This window comes from Kitasatospora sp. NPDC023176 (assembly GCF_055560495.1).
Genome location: NZ_JBVHIP010000024.1, coordinates 116,852 through 135,132 on the forward strand (window position 1 = coordinate 116,852; position 18,281 = coordinate 135,132).

Here is an 18,281-nt window from a genome sequence, read left to right on the forward strand (position 1 = left end):
GAACGCTGAACGCTGAACGCCGAACGCCGAACGCTCCCTGCTGACCTGCGCGCCCCCGGAGGCGCTCAACTCCGAAGGTCGACCCGCCAGTTGTTGCTGCGCATGGGCCGTCCGGGCGGGAACTCGAACGCCGTCTCGCCGAGCAGCGTGAACCCGGCCTTCGCGCACACCGCGTTGGAGGCGGGGTTGTCCACCGAGGGGAAGGCGTGCAGGAAGCGGTGCGCGGCCTCGCGCCGGGCGGCCGCGACGGCGGCCCGGGTGGCGGTAGCCGCGATGCCCCGCCCCTGGTGCCCGGGCAGGACGTTCCACCCCATCTCGTGCACGGTCTCACCGTCCCAGGTGCGGGTGCCGTAGCCGACCGTGCCGACGGCCTCGCCCTCGGGCAGCAGCACGATCCGGTACATGCAGCCCAGTCCGGACGGGACGAAGTCCAGGTAGCGCGCGTGCCGGACGAGCAGCTGCTCCTCCGTCTCCGGCCCGCCGACGTGCGTCTTCATCTCAGGGGTGTTCACCCGGCGCAGCAGCGCCAGGTCGGCGTCCGTCCAGGGTTCGATCCGTACCTCGGTGCTGGTCATGCGGGGGACGGTAGTGCCCGTGGCGCTCCGGTGGCCACTGGTTTCATCCGGCGGCGGGCCCCTCGGGGCCGGTTCCCGGCTGGGCGAGGGCGCGGGCGAGCTGTTCCAGCGCGGGCAGTGCGTGGACGACGGCGTCGCGGTCGGCGGGGTCGAGGGTGCGCAGGGCGCTGGCGATCCGGCGTTCATGCGCGTGCTGCCAGTCGTCGAGCTGGCGCCGTCCGGCGGCGGTGAGTGCGATCCGGGCGGTGCGCCGGTCGCCGGGGTCGGCCTGGCGGTCGACGAATCCGGCTTCGAGCAGTTTGCCGACCAGCCCGCTGACGGTGTTGGGGGCGAGGCGCTGGCGGGCGGCGAGTTCGCCGACCCGCAGCGGGGCGGCGGCGAGCGTCTGGAGGAGTTCGACCTGCGCCATCGGCAGGGACTCCCACGGGTAGTCGGTGCGGATGCTGCTGCGCAGGGCGCGGCGCAGCCGGGTGACCGTGTCGGTCAGCCGCCGGGCGTGCTCGACCGCCGGGTCGGGGCTTTCGGTGGCGGGGTCGGGAACGTGTGGTGACGACGGCATGGCGGACAGCGTATCGCCTGGTACGGGGCGTTCTCGGGGTGCCGTCCGCTCCTCGGACGCGGGACGCACCGCGAGATCTTTCGTATCGCAGGGCGAGCAACTCGTAGAAAGAACATATCTGCATCCGATATATTTGGCATATGAACGCCACCGCCCTTGCCACGCGCCTGCTCACCGAGCGCCCCCGGCCCCGCGGCATAGCCGGCTGGCGCCACGCCCACTGGCTGGCCGTCGGCACCGTCTGTCTCGGCGCCTTCCTCGGCCAGCTCGACGCCAGCGTCATCGCCCTGGTCTTCCCCGCCCTCGGCCGCCACTTCGACGCGGGCTTCGCCGCCGTCGAATGGGTCGCCCTCGCCTACCTGCTCGTCCTGGTCGCCCTGCTGGCCCCGATCGGCTGGCTGTCCGACCTGGTTGGCCGCAAGACCATGTACATCGGCGGCTTCGCGGTCTTCGGCCTCTCCTCCCTCGGCGCCGGATTCGCCGGCAGCCTGTGGATCCTGGTCGGCTGCCGGGCCGTGCAGGCCGTCGGCGCCGCGATGATGCAGGCCAACAGCGTCGCCCTGGTCGCCCGCGGCGTCCCGGAGCACGCGATGCGGCGCGCGCTCGGCATCCAGGCCGCCGCCCAGGGCCTCGGGCTGGCGCTCGGGCCGAGCCTGGGCGGGCTGCTGGTGGAACACGCCTCGTGGCAGTGGGTGTTCTGGGTCAACGTGCCGATCGCGGTGTTCGGCATCGTGGCCGGCTGGTACCTGCTGCCCCGCACCCGGACCCGCGCATCGGTCGCCGTCCCCGAGCCGCGCGCCCGTGAGCCCCGCACCCGTGAGCCGCGCACCCGTGAGCCGCGCGAGCCGCGGGCCGGCGATTCGCGCGAGCCCCGCTTCGACCTGCCCGGCATGCTGCTGCTCACCGGCGCGACCACCGCGCTGCTGCTCGCCCTGTCCACCGCCTCCGGCCTGCCGCTGCCCGGCTGGGCCGTGGCCGTGCTGCTGCCGACCGCCGCCCTCCTCGCCCTGGCCCTGGTGCGCCAGGAGCGGCGGGCGGCCCGGCCGATCCTGGCGCCCGGGCTGGTCAACACCCCGGGCGTGCGGTCCGGGCTGGTGGTCGCGCTGATCGGCTACCTGCTGCTGTTCTGCCCGCTGGTGCTGGGCCCGGTGCTGCTCACCGGCGCGGGCGTGTCCACGGCCGCCGCCGGACTGGTGGTCACCCTGCTGCCCGCCGCGTTCGCGGTCGCCGCGACGGTCGGCGGCGCACTGCTGCCCCGGGGCTGGTCGGACGTCACCAGGTGCCGCTTCGGCTCCGGTCTCGCCGCCGTCGGGCTGCTGCTGTTCGCGGTGCTGCCGGTCTCCGGCGCGGCGGTGGCGGCGCCGCTGCTGGTCGCCGGGTACGGGCTGGGCCTGCTGCTGCCGGCCAACAACGCCCTGGTGATGCGGGCGATCCCGGCCGAGTGCTCGGCGGTCGGCGGCGGCATGGTGAACATGGCGCGCAGCCTGGGCACCGCGCTCGGCATGGCGCTGTCCGTCCTCGGTGTCCACCTGGCGGGCGCGGCGTCCGGTGGGCGGACGGTGCTGGTCGCCCTCGCGGCGGTCGCGGTGGCGGCCGCCGCCCTGACCCGCCCGGCCGTGCCCCGACCGGGGCCCGGCCCGGTGGAAGGCCTCAGGACGAGCTGACGTTCAGCGCGTCCTGGGCCCGGTTCAGGCCGAGCCGCACCAGCGTCTCCAGGGCGTCCGCGCAGCGGTCCGACACCCCCGGCATCGCGGCCAGTTCCTCGTCCGAGAACTTCTTCAGCACGTAGTCGCCGACGCTCTGCCCCTTCGGCGGGCGACCGATGCCGAAGCGCAGCCGGACGAAGTCCCGGGTGCCGAGCACCTCGCCCACCGAGCGCACCCCGTTGTGCCCGCCCGGTCCGCCGCCGCGCTTCAACTTGCCGACGCCGTAAGCGAAGTCCAGGTCGTCCTGGACGACCACCAGGTGCTCCACCGGTACCCCGTACCGGCGCAGCAGGGCCGCCACCGGGCGGCCGGACAGGTTGATGAACCACTGCGGCTTGGCCAGCAGCACCCGCCGGCCGTCCAGCTCGATCTCCGCGACCACGGCGCCGATCCCGCGTCGGCGGAACCGGGCGCCGTGCCGCTCGGCCAGCCGGTCCACGGTCAGGAAGCCCGCGTTGTGCCGGGTCAGCCGGAACCAGGGGCCGGGGTTGCCCAGTCCGGCGATCAGCCAGGGCGTGTCGGTGGTCATCCGGGTACTCCAGGAGTGGGGAACGGCGGACGGCCGGAGCGCTGCGGGCAGGTTGCGGAACCGCCCTCGCGCCCCGGCCGTCCGGGGAACAGCAGGTGTCAGGAGGCGGGGACGCCGGGGGCGGCGCCGCGCTCCTTGAGCATGTCGGTCATCAGCTGCAGTTCGGAGGTCTGGGCGACCACCATCGACTGGGCGAGCCGCTTCTCGATGTCGTTCTTCGCCATGTCGACGTACCCCTGGGCCATCTCGACGCCACCCTTGTGGTGCTCGATCATCAGCTGCAGGTAGTACACCTCGGCGTCCCGGCCGCTGAGCGTACGCAGCTTCGCCATCTGGGTGTTGGTCGCCATGCCGGGCATCAGCGAGCCGTCGTGGGCCTGGTAGTCGTGGCCCATCCTCATCCACGCCATCGGCGTGGCCGGCGAGTGCTGCGACAGCCCCCACTGGTCGAGCCAGCCCATCATCATGCCGCGCTGGTTGGCCTGGGTGTTGATGATGTCGAAGGCGAGGGTGCGGGTCGGCTCGTCGGAGGTGCGGTCCCGGACGATGAACGACAGGTCCACCGCCTGCTGGTGGTGGGTCGCCATGTCGCGCGCGAACCCGGCCTCGGGGGAGTCGTCCGCCGGAACGGCCAGCGAGGACGAGCCGGAGGCCGACGTCCCGCCGGCCACCAGGGCCGGAACGCCGAGCGCCAGCGCCACCGCGGCGGCCAGCGCCGCCGGCCACCACAGCCGTCGGCGGCCGGGACGGGCGGCGGCCGCCTCCTGCGACTGCTCGGGGTCCGTCTCGGTGAAGTCCTTGGTGACGTGCTCGGTGACGTGCTCGGTGGCCCGCTCGGCGTGGTCCTTCGCGCGGTCCTTCGCGAGCTTCTCGGGGCGGGGCCCGGCGGCGGTCACATGTCCCCCATGGTGCAGGAGGCGCCCGGCTCCTGGGTCTGCTTGCCCTGGACGTACTTGGTGAAGAACTCGTTGACCCGCGGGTCGCTGGCGCTGTCCACAATCAGCTGGGTGCTCCAGGCGTTCAGGGTGATGGTGCCCTGCTCGTCCGGGTACGGGCTCATCAGCGAGTACGGGGTGGTCTTGACCTTGTCGGAGAGCGTCTTGATGTCGTCCGCCGTGGCCTTGCCGTTGTACGTCACCCAGACCGCGCCGTGCTCCAGCGAGTGGACGGCGCGCTCGTTCTCGACCGGCTTGTCGTAGACGTGGCCCATGCAGTCCAGCCAGACCGCGTTGTGGTCGCCGCCGACCGGCGGGGTCATCGGGTAGTTGACCTTGTTGGTGACGTGGGTGCGGCTCAGGTCGCCGAAGGTCTTCACGCCCGGGATGTCCGCGTTGGCGGCGGCCGCGCGGTCCTTCTTCTTCTGGTTCTGGTCCATGACGATCCAGGTGCCGGTGGCGATCGCGCCGACCACCAGCACACCGGCGGCCACCGAGGCCACGATCTTGTTGCGGCGGTCGCGGCGCTGCTCGGCGGCGCGCAGCTCGGCGATCCGGGTGCGGCGGTCGACGCCGCCCTTGCTGCCGGGCTTGTTGGACTGCTTGGAGGCGGAACCCATGATGGTTGTCCTTGTCCCCGCCGCGCACGGATGTGGCAGCGGTCGGCTGAGGTGGGGGGAGGTGCGGACCCGCCGACGGAACGTCGGCGGTGGGTTCCGCTCAGGACCGGTGGACCTGGAGTTCGTGCAGATCCGGCGCCGGGCGCGGACCGTCCAGCAGACCTGCGGGCACCACCCGCGGCAGCGCCTCCGGCGCCGGGGCGGCGAGCGGTGACACGACGGGCTGCGGGTGCGGCGGCGGATTCGGGAGCTGGGCGTCCTGCGGGCAGAACGGGTGGCTGGAACAGCCGTTGTTGCGCGGCGGCTGGCCGTCGGCGGTGCACAGGATCCAGTGGTCCTGCTGCTCCACGAGCCGGTGCTGGTGATCGGACACCCCGACGGTGTCACGGGCGTTCGGGGTCAGGACAGCGGCCTGCGCCGCGCTGACCACCGACACGGCGCTCACCGGGGCCGCGGGCGGGCGGACGGGAGTGTCCGCCTTCGCCAGACCCGAACACGGCAGCGCGCTCAGCAGGGCGACCAGCAGCAGGACCAACAGCGCACCCGCCGGGCGGCCCGCCGGTGCGGCCCTCCCCGGTCGGGGCGAGCTTGGGGCCGACGCGGTCATGCGCACATTTAATCAGCCGAACGGGTGAAGCGATGCCCCTCCTCGGCCCTCATTTTTGGCCCCCAACACCCCGTAATGACCAGGAAACGCCCTGCTCGGGGCACATCCGGCAAGCACGGACGGAACGGAAACCGACCCGGCGGCGACGCCCCCGCCGCCCCACCACCCCGCCGGCGGCGAACCGGCAGGTGAGCGCGGTGGCCGGGATGATCCGATCGGTGACCGGTTGTCGCCGAAACCCGGACAGCGTCGTTGCACTTGGAGACAATGACGCCAGTCCGGCCCCGCCGGGGGCGGCGCGACCACGGACCGACCAGGAGCCGCCAGATGAGCACGCAGGGTGCACCCGCACAGCCGCCCCGGCCCGACGACGGCTGGTGGGACACCGTCTACGACGGCCCGGCGGGCACCCTCCTCGACACCCCGCACGCCGACTCCGGCGACGGCAGCGTCGACGACTGGTTCGACACCGCCGCCGGGCTCATCGGGGCACAGCGCGTGGCACCACCGGAACCGGTCACGGAACCGGTCACGGAACCGGTGACGGAGCCGGTGACGGAGCCGATCGCGGACGTGGCCGCCTGCCCCGCGGAGGTGCGGGACAGCATCGACGACTGGTTCGACGACGCGCTCGGTGTGATCGAGGGCACCGGCGGCATCGGACACCAGCGCACCTCCACCGAGACCCTCACCAACGAGACCCTCTCCACCGAGACCCTCACCAACGAGACCCTCACCACCGAGACCCTCACCACCGAGACCGAGCCCGAGCCCGAGCCCGGCCCCGATCCTGAGCCTGCGCCCGAACTCGCTCACGCGCCGGAGCCCGAGGTGCCGGCCGCGCCGGTCTCCCTGGAGAAGCCCGCCCCGCCGCGGGCCCCCGAGCCTCCGGCCGCCGTCGAACCCGAACCCGAACCCGCTCCCGAACCGGCTCCCGAGCCGGAACCGGCTCCCGAAGCGGCTTCCGAACCGGAACCGGAACCGGAACCCGAAGCGGCTCCCGAGCCGGAACCGGAACCCGAAGCGGCTTCCGAACCGGAACCGGAACCCACCCCCGAACCCCCGGCCGCCGCCAAGGAACCCACCGCCGAACCCGAGCCCGACCACGCGCCGCAGCCCGACCCGGAACCCGCCGCCGTCCCCGTCCCCGTCCCCGACCCCCGCCTGGCCATCCGCACCCCGCTCGCCAGCAACCCTCCCGCCGTCCCCCACGTCGGCGGGCGCCCGCCGACCTACGGGCCGGAGCCGACGGCCGTACCGGAGTCGGACCCGGACTCGCTCGACACGGTCGTGCCGGACACCGCCCTGGAAGGCGCCCAGTACGGGACGACCGTGCTGCGCGCCGTCTCCGTCCGCGGCGACTCCGCCCGCTACCGGGGCGAGCCGCGCCGAGACAGCCTGCTGGTCACCAGGTTCGGCGACGGCCCCGACGGGCTGCTGCTCGCCGTCCTGGCCGGCCATGACCGCACCGGCGCCGCCGAGGACGAGTCGCTCACCTCGCAGGCCGTCGCCGCGGCCACCGGTGAGGCCTGCCGCCAGCTCGCCGCCGCCATCGGCCGCAGCCGGACCGGCCTCGCCGCCGACCTGCGCGACGGTGCCCGAGACCGGTTGCGCTACGGCCTCCAGCGCCTGGCCACGGGTGCCGCCGCCCCGCTGCGCGCGCTGGCCTCCCGGGCCGAGGGGGACGGCACCCCGTCCCCGGCCTCGCTGCACTGCCTGCTGGTGTCACTCGACCCGGCGGCGGGCTACCGCGCCGCCTTCGGCGTCGGCCCCGGCGGGCTCTATCTGCTGCGCTCCGGCCACTGGATCGACGCCTACGCGGCCCGGCTGCTCCACCACCCGGACGGCCAGCCCCCCGTCCCGGAAGCCCCCGCACCCGAACTGCGCCCGTTCCGCTTCCGTCTCGTCCCCGCCACCCCGGGCGACATCCTGCTGCTCTGCACCCCCGGCCTGTCCCGCCCGATCGCCGACGAACCCGCCGTCGCCCACTTCCTCTCCTCCCACTGGGCCCACCCCCACCCCCCGGGCACCGTCGACTTCCTCCGCCAGGTCCAAGTCCGCGCCAAGGGCTACGCCGACGACCGCACCGCCGCCGCCATCTGGACCGAATAGAAGCGCCACCGCCCAGCGCCCGAGTCACCGCCCAGGCCCGAGCCACCGCTCAGCCCCAGCCATCGGCGCCGCACCCCGCCCCCGGGGCTCGCCCTCGCAACCCCGCCCGACCGGCACGGCCTTCGCACCGGACGTCGGCCCGTCCGACTTCCGGCGCGCGCGAGCCCACCGGCGGGAGCTGCTCAGGTGCGCAGGAGGACGGTGGCGACGGTGGTGGCGTGGGTGAGGGCGGTGGGAGGCAGGGTGTCGGGAAGGCCGATGGCGAGGGGGACGGCGAGGCCGTCGAGGAGGGCGCGCAGTTGGGTGGCGCGGTCGGCGGCGGGGCCGGGGGTGAAGTGGCCGGTGATGGCGCCCTGTTCGATGAGGGTGACCAGGTCGGCCTGCCAGGGGGCTTCGATCTCCTGCTGGCCCTGGCGGAGTTCGGCGCTGGCGGGGGAGCGGCCCCAGACTTCGACCCAGAGGATCCAGCGCGGGTCGCCGGGGCCTTCGGGCAGGTAGAGCCGCAGGTAGGCGTCGAGGCGTTGCCAGGGGTCCAGGGCGGGGTCGGCGAGGGCCTGGCGGCGGCGGGTGCCGAGTTGGTCCTCGCTCCAGCGGAGGGTTTCCAGCAGCAGCTGGTCCTTGCTGCCGAAGTAGTAGAGGAGGTGTCCGGCGCTCATCTGGAGCTGTTTGCCGAGCCCGGCCATGGTGAGTCTGGCGAGGCCGTGTTCGGCGATGGCAGCCCGGGCGGTGGCGTAGACCTCCTCGCGGGGGCGCGCCGGGCGGCGCGGGCGGGGGTCGGCCATGGCGGGGCTGCTTCCTGGGAGGAGAGAGGGAGGACCGAAGGGTACCGGGGCGGGGGCGCGGGCCCCCACCCCGGGGCGGTCAGGCCGTGGGCTGCTGCTGGGTGATGCAGTGGATGCCGCCGCCGTTGGCGAAGATCTCGCGGGCGTCGACGAGTTCGACGGTGCGGCCGGGGTAGGCCTTGGCGAGGGTGTCGGCGGCTTCCTGGTCGCGCGGGTCGTCGAAGGCGCACAGGACGACGGCGCCGTTGGCCACGTAGTGGTTGATGTAGGAGTAGTCGACGGGCTCGCCGTCCTCGTCGAACAGGACGGTGGGGGCGGGCAGTTCGATGACCTCGAGCTGTCGGCCACGGGCGTCGGTGGCGGTACGCAGGATGGCGACGAGTTCCTGGCAGACGGCGTGGTCGGGGTGGGCGGGGTCGGGCTGGACGTGGGCGACGACGACGCCGGGGCGGACGAAGGAGGCGACGATGTCGATGTGGCCGCGGGTGCCGAACTCGTCGTAGTCGCGGGTGAGTCCGCGTGGCAGCCAGATGGCCTTGGTGGTGCCGAGGTGGGCGTGCAGTTCGGCTTCGACGTCCTCCTTGGTCCAGTCGGCGTTGCGGCCCTCGCCGAGCTGGACGGTCTCGGTGACGAGCACGGTGCCCTCGCCGTCGACGTGGATGCCGCCGCCCTCGTTGATCAGCCGGGAGGCGAAGCGCTGGGCGCCGGTCAGTTCGCTGAGGTGTTCGGCGATGTGCTGGTCCTTGTCCCAGCGGGCCCAGGACTGGGCGCCCCAGCCGTTGAAGATCCAGTCGGCGGCGGCGAGCGAGCCCTTGCCGTCGATCAGGAAGGACGGGCCGATGTCGCGCATCCAGGCGTCGTCCAGGGGGCGTTCGACGATCTCGACGGCCTCGGTGACGTACCTGCGGGCGTCGGCGGTCTCGCCGGTGTTGACGACCAGCGTGACCGGTTCGTACCGGACGATGGTGTTGGCGACGGCGGCCCAGGCCTGGCGGCCGGCGTGCAGGTTCTCGGGGGTGTCGAAGGTGGGGTTGGCGGTGGGGAAGGCCATCCAGGTGCGGTCGTGGGGGTGCCACTCGGCGGGCATCCGGTAGCCGAGCGCGGCGGGCGTGGGGGTGGTCATCGTCGAGTCCCAGGGGTCAGGGGGCAGGGGTGTAGGGGGCAGGGGGTCAGAGGAAGTAGAGGCGGCTGAGCGAGACGCTGTCGGCGGGTTCGGAGCGCAGTGCTGCGCCGTCGAGGGAGACCAGGCCGGTCTCGGTGACCTCGACCCGGCCGATTCGGGCGTTGCGGACCATGTCGCGCGGCCCGATGCCGCGGGTGCCGCGGACGCCGACGCGGCGGCGGCGGGTGGGGAGTCCGTCGGCGGGGCGGTCGAGGGAGCCGGCGTCGGCGGCGGCCTGGGCGACGAAGGCGACCGAGATGTCGGCGGCGGTGGCGCCGTGGGCGCCGAACTGCGGTCCGAGGACGAGGGGTTCGCAGCGGTCGGTGGAGGCGTTGGGGTCGCCGACGACGCCGTACGCGGGGAAGCCGGACTTGAGGACGAGCTGCGGTTTGGCGCCGAAGTGGTCGGGGCGCCAGAGCACGATGTCGGCGAGTTTGCCGATCTCGATCGAGCCGACCTCGTGCGAGAGTCCGTGGGCGATGGCCGGGTTGACGGTGAGTTTGGCGATGTAGCGCAGGACGCGCTCGTTGTCGTCGCCGTGTTCGGTGGTCCCGTAGGAGCCGGTGCCGTCGAGCGGGCCGAGTTCGGCCTTCATCTTGCCGGCCAGGGCGAAGGTGCGGCGGACGGTCTCGCCGGCCCGGCCCATGCCCTGGGCGTCGGAGGAGGTGATGCCGATGACGCCGAGGTCGTGCAGGACGCCCTCGGCGCCCATGGTGCCGGCCCGGATGCGGTCGCGGGCCATGGCGGCGTCGCCGGGCAGGTCGACCTTGAGGCCGTGCGCGGAGACGATCATGCCGAAGTGTTCGCCGAGGGCGTCGCGGCCGAACGGCAGGGTGGGGTTGGTGGAGGAGCCGATGACGTTCGGCACGCCGGCCATCTTGAGCACGTTGGGGACGTGTCCGCCGCCGCAGCCCTCGATGTGGAAGGCGTGGATGGTGCGGCCTTCGAGCACCTTCAGAGTGTCCTCGACCGACAGGCATTCGTTCAACCCGTCGGTGTGGAGGGCGACTTGGACGTCGTACTCCTCGGCGACGCGCAGCGCGGTGTCCAGCGCGCGGGTGTGGGCGCCCATGTCCTCGTGCACCTTGAAGCCGGAGGCGCCGCCCTCGGCCAGGGCCTCGATCAGCGGGGCCGGGTCGGAGGAGGAACCCCGGCCGAGGAAGCCGATGTTGACGGGCCAGGCGTCGAAGGCGTTGAAGGCGTGGCGCAGCGCCCAGGGGGAGTTGACGCCGACGCCCCAGACCGGGCCGAACTCCTGGCCGATGACGGTGGTGACGCCGGAGGCGAGCGAGGCCTCCATGATCCGCGGCGACAGCAGGTGGACGTGGGTGTCGATGGCCCCGGCGGTGGCGATCAGGCCCTCGCCGGAGACGATCGTGGTGCCGGTGCCGACGACCACGTCGACGCCGTCCAGGGTGTCCGGGTTGCCGGCCCGCCCGATCGAGGCGATCCGGCCGCCGATCAGGCCGATGGACGTCTTGCGGATGCCCTGGATGGCGTCGATGACCAGGACGTTGCTGATCACGACGTCGCAGGTGTCGCGGACGGCGGCGGGCTTGAGGTGGAGGCCGTCGCGGGCGGTCTTGCCGAAGCCGGCCAGGAACTCGTCGCCGGGGGCCTGGGAGTCGGACTCGACGCGGACGATCAGTCCGCTGTCGCCGAGCCGGATCCGGTCGCCGGCCCGGGGGCCGTGCACGGAGATGTAGTCGTGCGGGGAGATACGGCTCATGAGGGCACCTCCGTGTCGTCGAAGCCGGTCAGGTAGCCGGTGGCGCGGGCCTTGGCGAGGGCGGCCTCCTTGGCGCCGGGGGCGTCCAGGGGGCCGTCCACGAGTCCGGCGAAGCCGATGGCGACCCGTTCGCCGCCGATCGGGACGAGGCCGACCTCGACGGTGGCGCCCGGGTCGAAGCGCACCGAGGAGCCGGCCGGGACGGCGAGGTGGGTGCCGTAGGCGGCGGCGCGGTCGAAGGCCAGGCGCGGGTTGACCTCGAAGAAGTGGAAGTGCGAGGTGACCGAGATCGGCACCTGGGAGGTGTTGTGGACGGGGATGACCAGGGTCTCCTCGACCGGGTCGTAGCCGGCGCCGTCGCCGATCAGCGCGCCGCCGGGGGCTTCGTCGCCGAGTGAGCCGGCGCCCTTGAAGGGGTCGTCGACGACGGCGAGGCGGGTGCCGTCCTCGAAGACGGCCTCGACCTGGACGACGGTGACCACGTCGGGCACGCCGGGCAGCACGTCGTCGGCGGTCAGGACGGAGCGGCCGGCCTCGATGGCCTCGGCCAGCCGGCGGCCGTCGCGGGCGGCCTCGCAGACGGTGTCCGCGATCAGGGCGGTCGCCTCGGGGATGTTGAGGCGTACGCCCCGGGCGCGGCGGGCGCGGGCCAGTTCGGCTGCCGTGAAGATCAGCAGCCGGTCCCGCTCGGTGGGGGTCAGTCGCACGGTTCCTCGCTCGCGGTCGCCGGGGAGGGGGCCGGCTCGGGGCCGGTGGCTTCCGGGTGATGTTAGAACGGCGTTCAAACATCTCGGGTCATTGAACCCGCACCGGGGCGCCGTGTCCAGCGTTGCCGCTGCGCGGGGGTTCGGCCCCCCGGGCGGGCGACGGGGGTGAGGGCGTCGCCCGGCGGCGCGCGGGGGCGGCGGCGCGCGGGGGTGGCGGAGCATGGGGCGCGCGGCCCCGCGCACGGTCCGTACGGGCGCCGGGTGTGCGCGGGATCGGGCGGGGGCGGGCTCGAAAACAGCCTCTGCGCTTCGCAAACCAGTCCGGCGCGGGCAGTTGGATCACGTGAACCTCCCCGTGCCCCTTTCACCCCACGTGATCGGACGCACACTGTTGCAAACGCCGTCAACTGGGCATGAGGATGAGTGGTCAGAACGAGGGGGCCACCCGGCCGGCGGGGGATCCGGAGGCGGGGGCCCGGATTTGAGGGCGGGGGCATGTGTTGATGGACGGTCAGTCGCGATTCCCGCGACAGCGGACGAGTTCGGGCGACGCCTACCGGTCCGGGGCGGCCCAGGGCCCGGCCACCGGCGCCGGTACGGCCCTGCCGGGTGCCTCGGCCCCGGGGTGCGCACTGCACCGACGGCTGCACCTGGCGCTCGACCCGGCCGACCTGGTCGCGGTGGGCTCGGTGCGGCACCGGCTGCGCACGGCGCTGAGCCACTGGGGGGTGCCGGAGCTGTCCGACACCGCCGAGCTGCTCTCCTCCGAGCTGGTCACCAACGCGCTCCTGCACACCACCAAGGGCGCGGTCTTCGACGCGGTGCTCGACTCGGAGAGCCGGCTGCGGATCGAGGTGCAGGACGGCGCGAGCCGGCTGCCCGGGCGGCGGCGCGATCCGGACGCCGAGTACGCGACCTCGGGCCGCGGGCTGATGCTGGTGGAGGCGCTCGCGGACTCCTGGGGGGTGCAGCTACGGGGGGACGGCAAGGTCACCTGGTTCGAACTCGCCCTGCCGTAGTCCTGCCGCAGTCCTACCCCGCAGCCGTGCCGTGCCGTAGCCCTGGTCTGGCCTGGCCCGGCCTGGCCGCGCACTGGACCTCGGGTCGGCTCCCGCGGCCGGATCGCTGCCGACCGCTTCCGGCGCACCCGTACGCCGTCCCCGCACGATTGTTCGCCGTCGATCGATCCGTTCCCGAAGCAAGCCCTGAACACAAGGTGGGGCGCAAGATTTCCGGCCCGTTGCCATTGCCGCTCGGCCGAACATTGGACAGGATGGTGGGAATGTCTGTCCACGTGCGGGAAGCAGCGGGGAGACCGAACCTCGACTGACCCCCGTCCGTCGGCACCATCCGATCCAGCACGACCCATCACACCGCCACGCGGCCCGTCCGGACGGTCGGCGCGGTCCGCCACGGCAGCGGCAGGAGCAGCATGCCCACTGAGCCCGAGTCGCCGGGGCCGGCGCTTCCTCCCGGCGCGTCCGCCCTGGAGCCGCACCAGCCGCGCCAACCGCAACAACCGCGCCGGCCGCAGCAGCCGTACCAACCGCAGCCCCCGGCCCCGCGTCAGCCCGCGCAGGCCACCCGCCGCAACTCCGCGCGCACGCCCCCGGTGCTCGCCTCCGGCCGGCTGGCGCCCGTGCTGTCGGGCGGGCTGCCGCCGTCCTCCACCGACTCCATGCCGGACTGGCTGGAGCCCGCGATGGCCGCCAACGGCATCGGCTCCTTCGACTGGGACATCCGCCGCGACGTCCTGGAGGGCGACCAGCGGGCCTGCGCGATCATCGGCCTGGACGCCGTCGAGCGGGACCGCTTCGACCGCACCGCCGCCTCCTTCCTGTCCCTGCTGCACCCCGAGGACGCGCCCGTGGTGCGCCGCCGGGTCGAGCGCGCAGTGGCCGAGTTGGGCCAGTGCGGCGCCTACTACCGCACCGTCGGGCCGGACGGGACGATGCGCGCGGTGCGCTTCCGCGGCCGGGTGCTCGCGGACGCCTTCGGCCGGGCCTCCCGGATGGTGGGCTTCGTCTGGGACGCCACCGTCGAGCTGCACAAGCGCGACCGGGCCGACCGGATGGCCCTGCTGCGCGAGGAGCGCTCCCGGTTCATCAAGGAGGCCGCGCGCGCCCTCTCCGAAGCGGTCACCGTCCGTGACGTGGCCCGGGTGTTCACCGAGCTGCCGCTGCCGGGGCTGCCGCCGGACGGCCTGGTGCTGGCCTCCTTCGAGGCCGGCCGGGCCCGGATCCTGGGCGCCTTCGGCTACCGCTCGCAGGCGCTCGCCGTCTGGGACCGCGCCGTGCTGCCGGCCGGCCACCCGGCCGCCGAGGCGCTCAAGTACCGCGCCCCGGTCTTCATCGCCAGCCGCGAGGACTTCCGCGACCGCCACCCCGACGTCTGGGAGCAGACCAGCCGCACCGGCCGCGGCTCCTGGGCGTACCTGCCGCTGGTGGCCAGCGGCCGGGCGATCGGCGTCTGCGTGGTCAGCTTCGACGACGAGCGCGAGCTGGACGCGGACGAGCGCACCCTGCTGTCCACCCTGGGCGGGCTGGTGGCCCAGTCGCTGGCCCGGGCCCGGCTGCACGACGCCGAGCACGAGCTGGCGGCCGGCCTGCAGCGGGTGATGCTGCCGCGCACCGTCCCCTCCGTGCCCGGGGTGACCACCGCGGTGCGCTACCTCGCGGCCGGCTCCGGCCTGCAGATCGGCGGCGACTGGTACGACGTGGTGCCGCTGCCCGGCGGGCACGTCGGCCTGGTGATCGGCGACGTCCAGGGGCACGACGTGCACGCCGCCGGGATCATGGGCCAGCTGCGGATCGCGCTGCGCGCCTACGCGGCCGAGGGCCACCCGCCCGCCGCGGTGATGGCCCGGGCCTCCCGCTTCCTCGCCGACCTGGACACCGACCACTTCGCGACCTGCACCTACGCCGAGGTCAACGTGGACTACGGCGTGGTCTACGCCGTCCGGGCCGGCCACCTGGACCCGGTGGTGCGCCGTGCGGACGGCACCGCCGCCGTGCTGCCGGTGGCCGGCGGGCTGCCGCTGGGCATCGACCCGGACCAGGAGTACCGGGTGACCAGGTTCAGCCTGGACCCGGGAGAGACGGTGCTGCTGTGCACCGACGGTCTGGTCGAGGCACGCGGCATGGACCTGGACGAGGGCATCGGCCGGCTCACCCGCACCCTGGCCCGTCCGCTGCCGGTCACCGACCGGGCGGCCCGCGACCCGCTGGAGGAGCTGGCCGACCGGATCGCCTCGCAGGCCGCCGACTCCAGCGAGCGCGAGGACGACATAGCGCTGCTGCTGCTCCGCTGGGACGGCCCGGAGGGCGGCCTGGCCGCCCAGCAGCTGCGCCGCCGGATCGGCCAGGCGGACCTGGCGCGGGTCGCCGAGGTGCGGGCCGAACTGCGCGACGCGCTGCGCCGCTGGGGCGTCGCCGAGTTCATCGACACCGCCGAGCTGCTCTCCTCCGAGCTGGTCACCAACGCGATCCGGCACACCGACCGGGACGCCATGTTCACCGCCCGGCTCTACCGGGAGGCGGCCTCGGACGGCGGCCGGGCCCGGCTGCGGGTCGAGGTGGAGGACGAGTCGGACCTGTGGCCGACCCGCCGGACGCCGGGGGAGCAGGCCTCCTCCGGGCGCGGGCTGATGCTGGTGGAGGCGCTGGCGGACGCCTGGGGCGTGGAGCCGCGCGGGTCCGGCAAGCGGATGTGGTTCGAGCTCACCGGGACGAGCGCGGCCTGATCATCCCCGGGGCCCACGCCCTGGGGACGAGTCAGCCGAACTGCTGCTCCAGGTCCTTCAGTTTGCGTTCCAGCGAGTCCAGCCGGGGCAGGGTGACGGTGTCCTCGTCGACGGTGAGGTCGATGGTGCGCCGTTCCGGACGGGCCGGCAGGCCCGGCTGGACGACGGTGCCCTCGGCCGCCTCGACCTCGCGCGGTCCGGCCTCGGGCGCACCGGAGACCTCCCGCGTACCGGAGACGTCCCGCGCACCCGTCTCCGGCCGCTCCGCCCCGGGCCCGCCGGCTATCGCGGGCTCCGAGCCGGCCGACTCCAACTGCCGTGCGGAGGCGCCGCGTCCGCGCCAGCCGCCGCTGCGGTTGATCGCCCGGATCTCGGCCCGCTCCCGGCGCCCGGCCAGCTTGCGGCGCTCCTTGTCCAGCGCGCGCTCCCGCCTGTCGTCGCGGACCTCGTCCACCGCCTCGTCCAGGCTGCGCACCCCCTCCAGCAGCATCAGCGACCAGGCCGCGTAGGTCTCGCGCGGGGCGCGCAGCCAGCGGACGATGCGGATCTGCGGCAGCGGACGCGGCACCAGGCCCTGCTCGCGCAGCGCGGCCCGGCGGGTCTGCTTGAGCGCGCGGTCGAACAGGACGGCGGCGGACAGCGACATGCCGGAGAAGAACTGCGGGGCTCCGGCGTGGCCGAAGCCGCGCGGGGCGTGCACCCAGTTGAACCAGGCCGAGGCGCCGGCGAAGAGCCAGACCAGCAGCCGGGAGCCGAGCGCCGCGTCGCCGTGGCTGGCCTCGCGGACGGCGAGCACCGAGCAGAACATCGCGGCGCCGTCGAGCCCGAACGGGACGAGGTACTCCCAGCCGCCGGAGAGGCCGAGGTTCTGCACGCCGAAGCCGACCAGGCCGTGGAAGGAGAGCGCGGCCGCGACCCCGGCGCAGCAGAACAGCAGCGTGTAGGAGGCGGCGCCGTACAGGGATTCCTTGTTGCGGCGCCGTTCCTCGGAACGCTCCCAGGAATCCGCGCCGGCGGCGGATCCCCGGCTCCGGGCCAGGGCCACCAGAAGCACGCTGACCAGCAGCCCCGCTACCCCGGTGACGGCCCAGCCGAGCGGTATGTCGGACAATTTCATCGCCGGAACCAGCCTCGCTTTCTGCGTCGCTTTCCTGCGCCGCCCACTGCGCTCCAGCGGCGCGGCGGGGACCATCATGGCGGATGCCCGGCGGGGGAATGGCTGATTCGCCGCCAATGCGCTGAGGAGAGGGATTTCTGACCCGTCGTCAATCACATGGTCGGATGAATTCGATGCGGGGCATTCCAGGAATCACGGGCTTTTCGAATCCATAATCGGACGTATTTTCGTCAACGTCGCGTGACGCGGGGGCAGCCGCCGCACATCTCCTCCGGTTCGGCGGTGTAGACGAGGCAACAGCTGGCCCGGGCCCGGTCCGTATTCGAAGCACCCGTGCGGCCGGGCGCCGGGGGCGCGAAACCGGCACCCGGAGTGAAGGGGGCCGGGGCGGGAGCGGCGCCCCGGCCCGCGCCGGGCGTGCGCGCGGCCCGCCCCCCGGGCGGCGACGGCTTGCCGAGTGCCGGCGGCTTCCGGGGTGCCGACGGCTTCCCGGGTGCCGATGGTGCGGACGGCTTCCCGAGCGCCGACGGTGCCGGCGGTGTGGACGGCCCCCCGGGGGCCAGCAGTGCGGACAGTTCGGCGCGCGCCCGCTCCTGCTCCCCGAGCAGCCCGCCCGCGTGGCAGAGCCCCTCCACCACCGCGTCGGTGGCCATCGCCCACAGCACCCGGGGGCCGCGCCGCGTCTCCGGCCCGAAGGCGGCCAGCACCGGTGCGAGGAACTCGCCCAGCGCGTACCGCAGTTCGGTGGCCAGTGCGTCCTCGTCCGGCGCCGTACGGGCCTCCGGCGAGCCGGCCGCCGGGTCGTCCGGCAGGCAGGCGAAGGCCTCCGGGCGCACCGTCAGCTCCATCGAGCCGGGGCCGCGCCGCACCGAGACGTCGCCGGGGCCCAGCAGCGGGACGCGCCGCTCCAGGAACCAGGGCAGGGTGAACAGCAGTGAGACCGGCCAGACGAAGCGGTGCAGTCCGAAGCCGGCCGCCACGTCCGGGCGTAGCGGCTGCCCGTAGCGGGCGAGGCCCTGGCGGGCGTCGTGGGCGATCAGTTCGCGCACCGCCGCCGGGTCGGTGGTGAGGTCGGCGACCGGGAGCCAGCCGTCGCCGCGGCGGGGTGGGGCGCAGCGCACGCTCAGGATCGGGGTCAGCGCGGTGAGCCGGTGGTACGACGGCGTGCCGGGGGCGGGGGAATCCGGCGCGTGGGTGCGGTCGTGCGCCTCGGTGGTGCGGGGGGCGCGCGGCGCTGGGCCGGGCCGGGTGCTGCTCGCGGTCATGGGCGGGCCCCATCGGGTCGACCGGGGCCGCGCGCGGACCGCCCGGCGGGCCCGGCCGGGGGGCGCGGGGCCCGCCCGGTCGGGGCCTGCCGGACCGGGGCATGACGGTGCCCGGGGAACAGCAAGGCGACCTG

General features: G+C 74.3%; 16 protein-coding genes. 4 read left to right on the plus strand and 12 right to left on the minus strand.

Going from position 1 to position 18,281, the window contains the following annotated elements; genetic code table 11:
- Window positions 1–65: 65 nt before the first annotated feature.
- On the minus strand, window positions 66–575 hold the full coding sequence (locus ACZ3YL_RS28325; protein ID WP_188304172.1) for a GNAT family N-acetyltransferase: 510 nt from the start codon (window positions 573–575) through the stop codon (window positions 66–68).
- Window positions 576–618: 43 nt separating this feature from the next.
- A complete protein-coding gene (locus tag ACZ3YL_RS28330; RefSeq protein ID WP_188304173.1) occupies window positions 619–1,134 on the minus strand; it encodes a MarR family winged helix-turn-helix transcriptional regulator in 516 nt (171 codons plus the stop codon).
- Window positions 1,135–1,274: 140 nt separating this feature from the next.
- Between ACZ3YL_RS28330 and ACZ3YL_RS28335 the strand changes: the two genes are divergently transcribed.
- Window positions 1,275–2,798 (plus strand): MFS transporter, encoded by a 1,524-nt coding sequence (locus ACZ3YL_RS28335; protein ID WP_465660289.1) that lies wholly within the window; start codon window positions 1,275–1,277, stop codon window positions 2,796–2,798.
- On the opposite strand, the gene pth is transcribed toward ACZ3YL_RS28335, so the two are convergent.
- The 4 genes from pth to ACZ3YL_RS28355 all read right to left on the minus strand — a co-directional run bounded on the left by pth (window position 2,785) and on the right by ACZ3YL_RS28355 (window position 5,531).
- Window positions 2,785–3,369 carry an aminoacyl-tRNA hydrolase gene (gene pth / locus ACZ3YL_RS28340; protein ID WP_188304175.1) on the minus strand — a complete coding sequence of 195 codons (585 nt, stop codon included), beginning with the start codon at window positions 3,367–3,369 and terminating at the stop codon, window positions 2,785–2,787. The two genes, ACZ3YL_RS28335 and pth, sit on opposite strands and share 14 nt — an antisense overlap.
- Before the next feature lie 98 nt (window positions 3,370–3,467).
- Window positions 3,468–4,100 (minus strand): DUF305 domain-containing protein, encoded by a 633-nt coding sequence (locus tag ACZ3YL_RS28345; RefSeq protein WP_465660302.1) that lies wholly within the window; start codon window positions 4,098–4,100, stop codon window positions 3,468–3,470.
- A 161-nt stretch (window positions 4,101–4,261) separates the two neighbouring features.
- Window positions 4,262–4,924, minus strand: coding sequence for a DUF3105 domain-containing protein (locus ACZ3YL_RS28350; protein ID WP_188304176.1), 663 nt, complete (start codon window positions 4,922–4,924; stop codon window positions 4,262–4,264).
- A gap of 100 nt (window positions 4,925–5,024) precedes the next feature.
- A complete protein-coding gene (locus ACZ3YL_RS28355; RefSeq protein ID WP_188304177.1) occupies window positions 5,025–5,531 on the minus strand; it encodes a hypothetical protein in 507 nt (168 codons plus the stop codon).
- Between the two features lie 327 nt (window positions 5,532–5,858).
- Here ACZ3YL_RS28355 and ACZ3YL_RS28360 point away from each other — a divergent pair, with 327 nt between their 5' ends.
- Window positions 5,859–7,643: a PP2C family serine/threonine-protein phosphatase gene (locus ACZ3YL_RS28360; protein ID WP_465660290.1), complete on the plus strand. Its 1,785-nt coding sequence runs from the start codon at window positions 5,859–5,861 to the stop codon at window positions 7,641–7,643.
- A 182-nt stretch (window positions 7,644–7,825) separates the two neighbouring features.
- Here ACZ3YL_RS28360 and ACZ3YL_RS28365 read toward each other — a convergent pair whose 3' ends face one another.
- The 4 genes from ACZ3YL_RS28365 to ACZ3YL_RS28380 all read right to left on the minus strand — a co-directional run bounded on the left by ACZ3YL_RS28365 (window position 7,826) and on the right by ACZ3YL_RS28380 (window position 12,023).
- On the minus strand, window positions 7,826–8,425 hold the full coding sequence (locus ACZ3YL_RS28365; protein WP_188304179.1) for a TetR/AcrR family transcriptional regulator: 600 nt from the start codon (window positions 8,423–8,425) through the stop codon (window positions 7,826–7,828).
- Window positions 8,426–8,504: 79 nt separating this feature from the next.
- Window positions 8,505–9,548 (minus strand): agmatine deiminase family protein, encoded by a 1,044-nt coding sequence (locus ACZ3YL_RS28370; protein WP_188304180.1) that lies wholly within the window; start codon window positions 9,546–9,548, stop codon window positions 8,505–8,507.
- A 46-nt stretch (window positions 9,549–9,594) separates the two neighbouring features.
- The gene (locus tag ACZ3YL_RS28375) at window positions 9,595–11,316 is read right to left on the minus strand and encodes an urease subunit alpha (RefSeq protein ID WP_188304181.1); all 1,722 of its coding nucleotides are present in this window, start codon (window positions 11,314–11,316) and stop codon (window positions 9,595–9,597) included.
- Window positions 11,313–12,023: an urease subunit gamma gene (locus tag ACZ3YL_RS28380; RefSeq protein ID WP_188304182.1), complete on the minus strand. Its 711-nt coding sequence runs from the start codon at window positions 12,021–12,023 to the stop codon at window positions 11,313–11,315. Before ACZ3YL_RS28380 ends, ACZ3YL_RS28375 begins: the two co-directional genes overlap by 4 nt.
- A 503-nt stretch (window positions 12,024–12,526) precedes the next feature.
- Between ACZ3YL_RS28380 and ACZ3YL_RS28385 the strand changes: the two genes are divergently transcribed.
- Together ACZ3YL_RS28385 and ACZ3YL_RS28390 are read left to right on the plus strand one after the other, a co-directional pair.
- On the plus strand, window positions 12,527–13,042 hold the full coding sequence (locus ACZ3YL_RS28385; RefSeq protein WP_188307380.1) for an ATP-binding protein: 516 nt from the start codon (window positions 12,527–12,529) through the stop codon (window positions 13,040–13,042).
- Window positions 13,043–13,455: 413 nt separating this feature from the next.
- Window positions 13,456–15,765: a SpoIIE family protein phosphatase gene (locus ACZ3YL_RS28390; RefSeq protein WP_465660291.1), complete on the plus strand. Its 2,310-nt coding sequence runs from the start codon at window positions 13,456–13,458 to the stop codon at window positions 15,763–15,765.
- A 31-nt stretch (window positions 15,766–15,796) separates the two neighbouring features.
- Here ACZ3YL_RS28390 and ACZ3YL_RS28395 read toward each other — a convergent pair whose 3' ends face one another.
- Together ACZ3YL_RS28395 and ACZ3YL_RS28400 are read right to left on the minus strand one after the other, a co-directional pair.
- Window positions 15,797–16,882 (minus strand): DUF2637 domain-containing protein, encoded by a 1,086-nt coding sequence (locus tag ACZ3YL_RS28395; protein WP_465660292.1) that lies wholly within the window; start codon window positions 16,880–16,882, stop codon window positions 15,797–15,799.
- Window positions 16,883–17,112: 230 nt separating this feature from the next.
- Window positions 17,113–18,147, minus strand: a complete 1,035-nt coding sequence (locus ACZ3YL_RS28400; RefSeq protein WP_465660293.1) for a (2Fe-2S)-binding protein — start codon at window positions 18,145–18,147, stop codon at window positions 17,113–17,115.
- Between the last annotated feature and the right edge of the window lie 134 nt (window positions 18,148–18,281).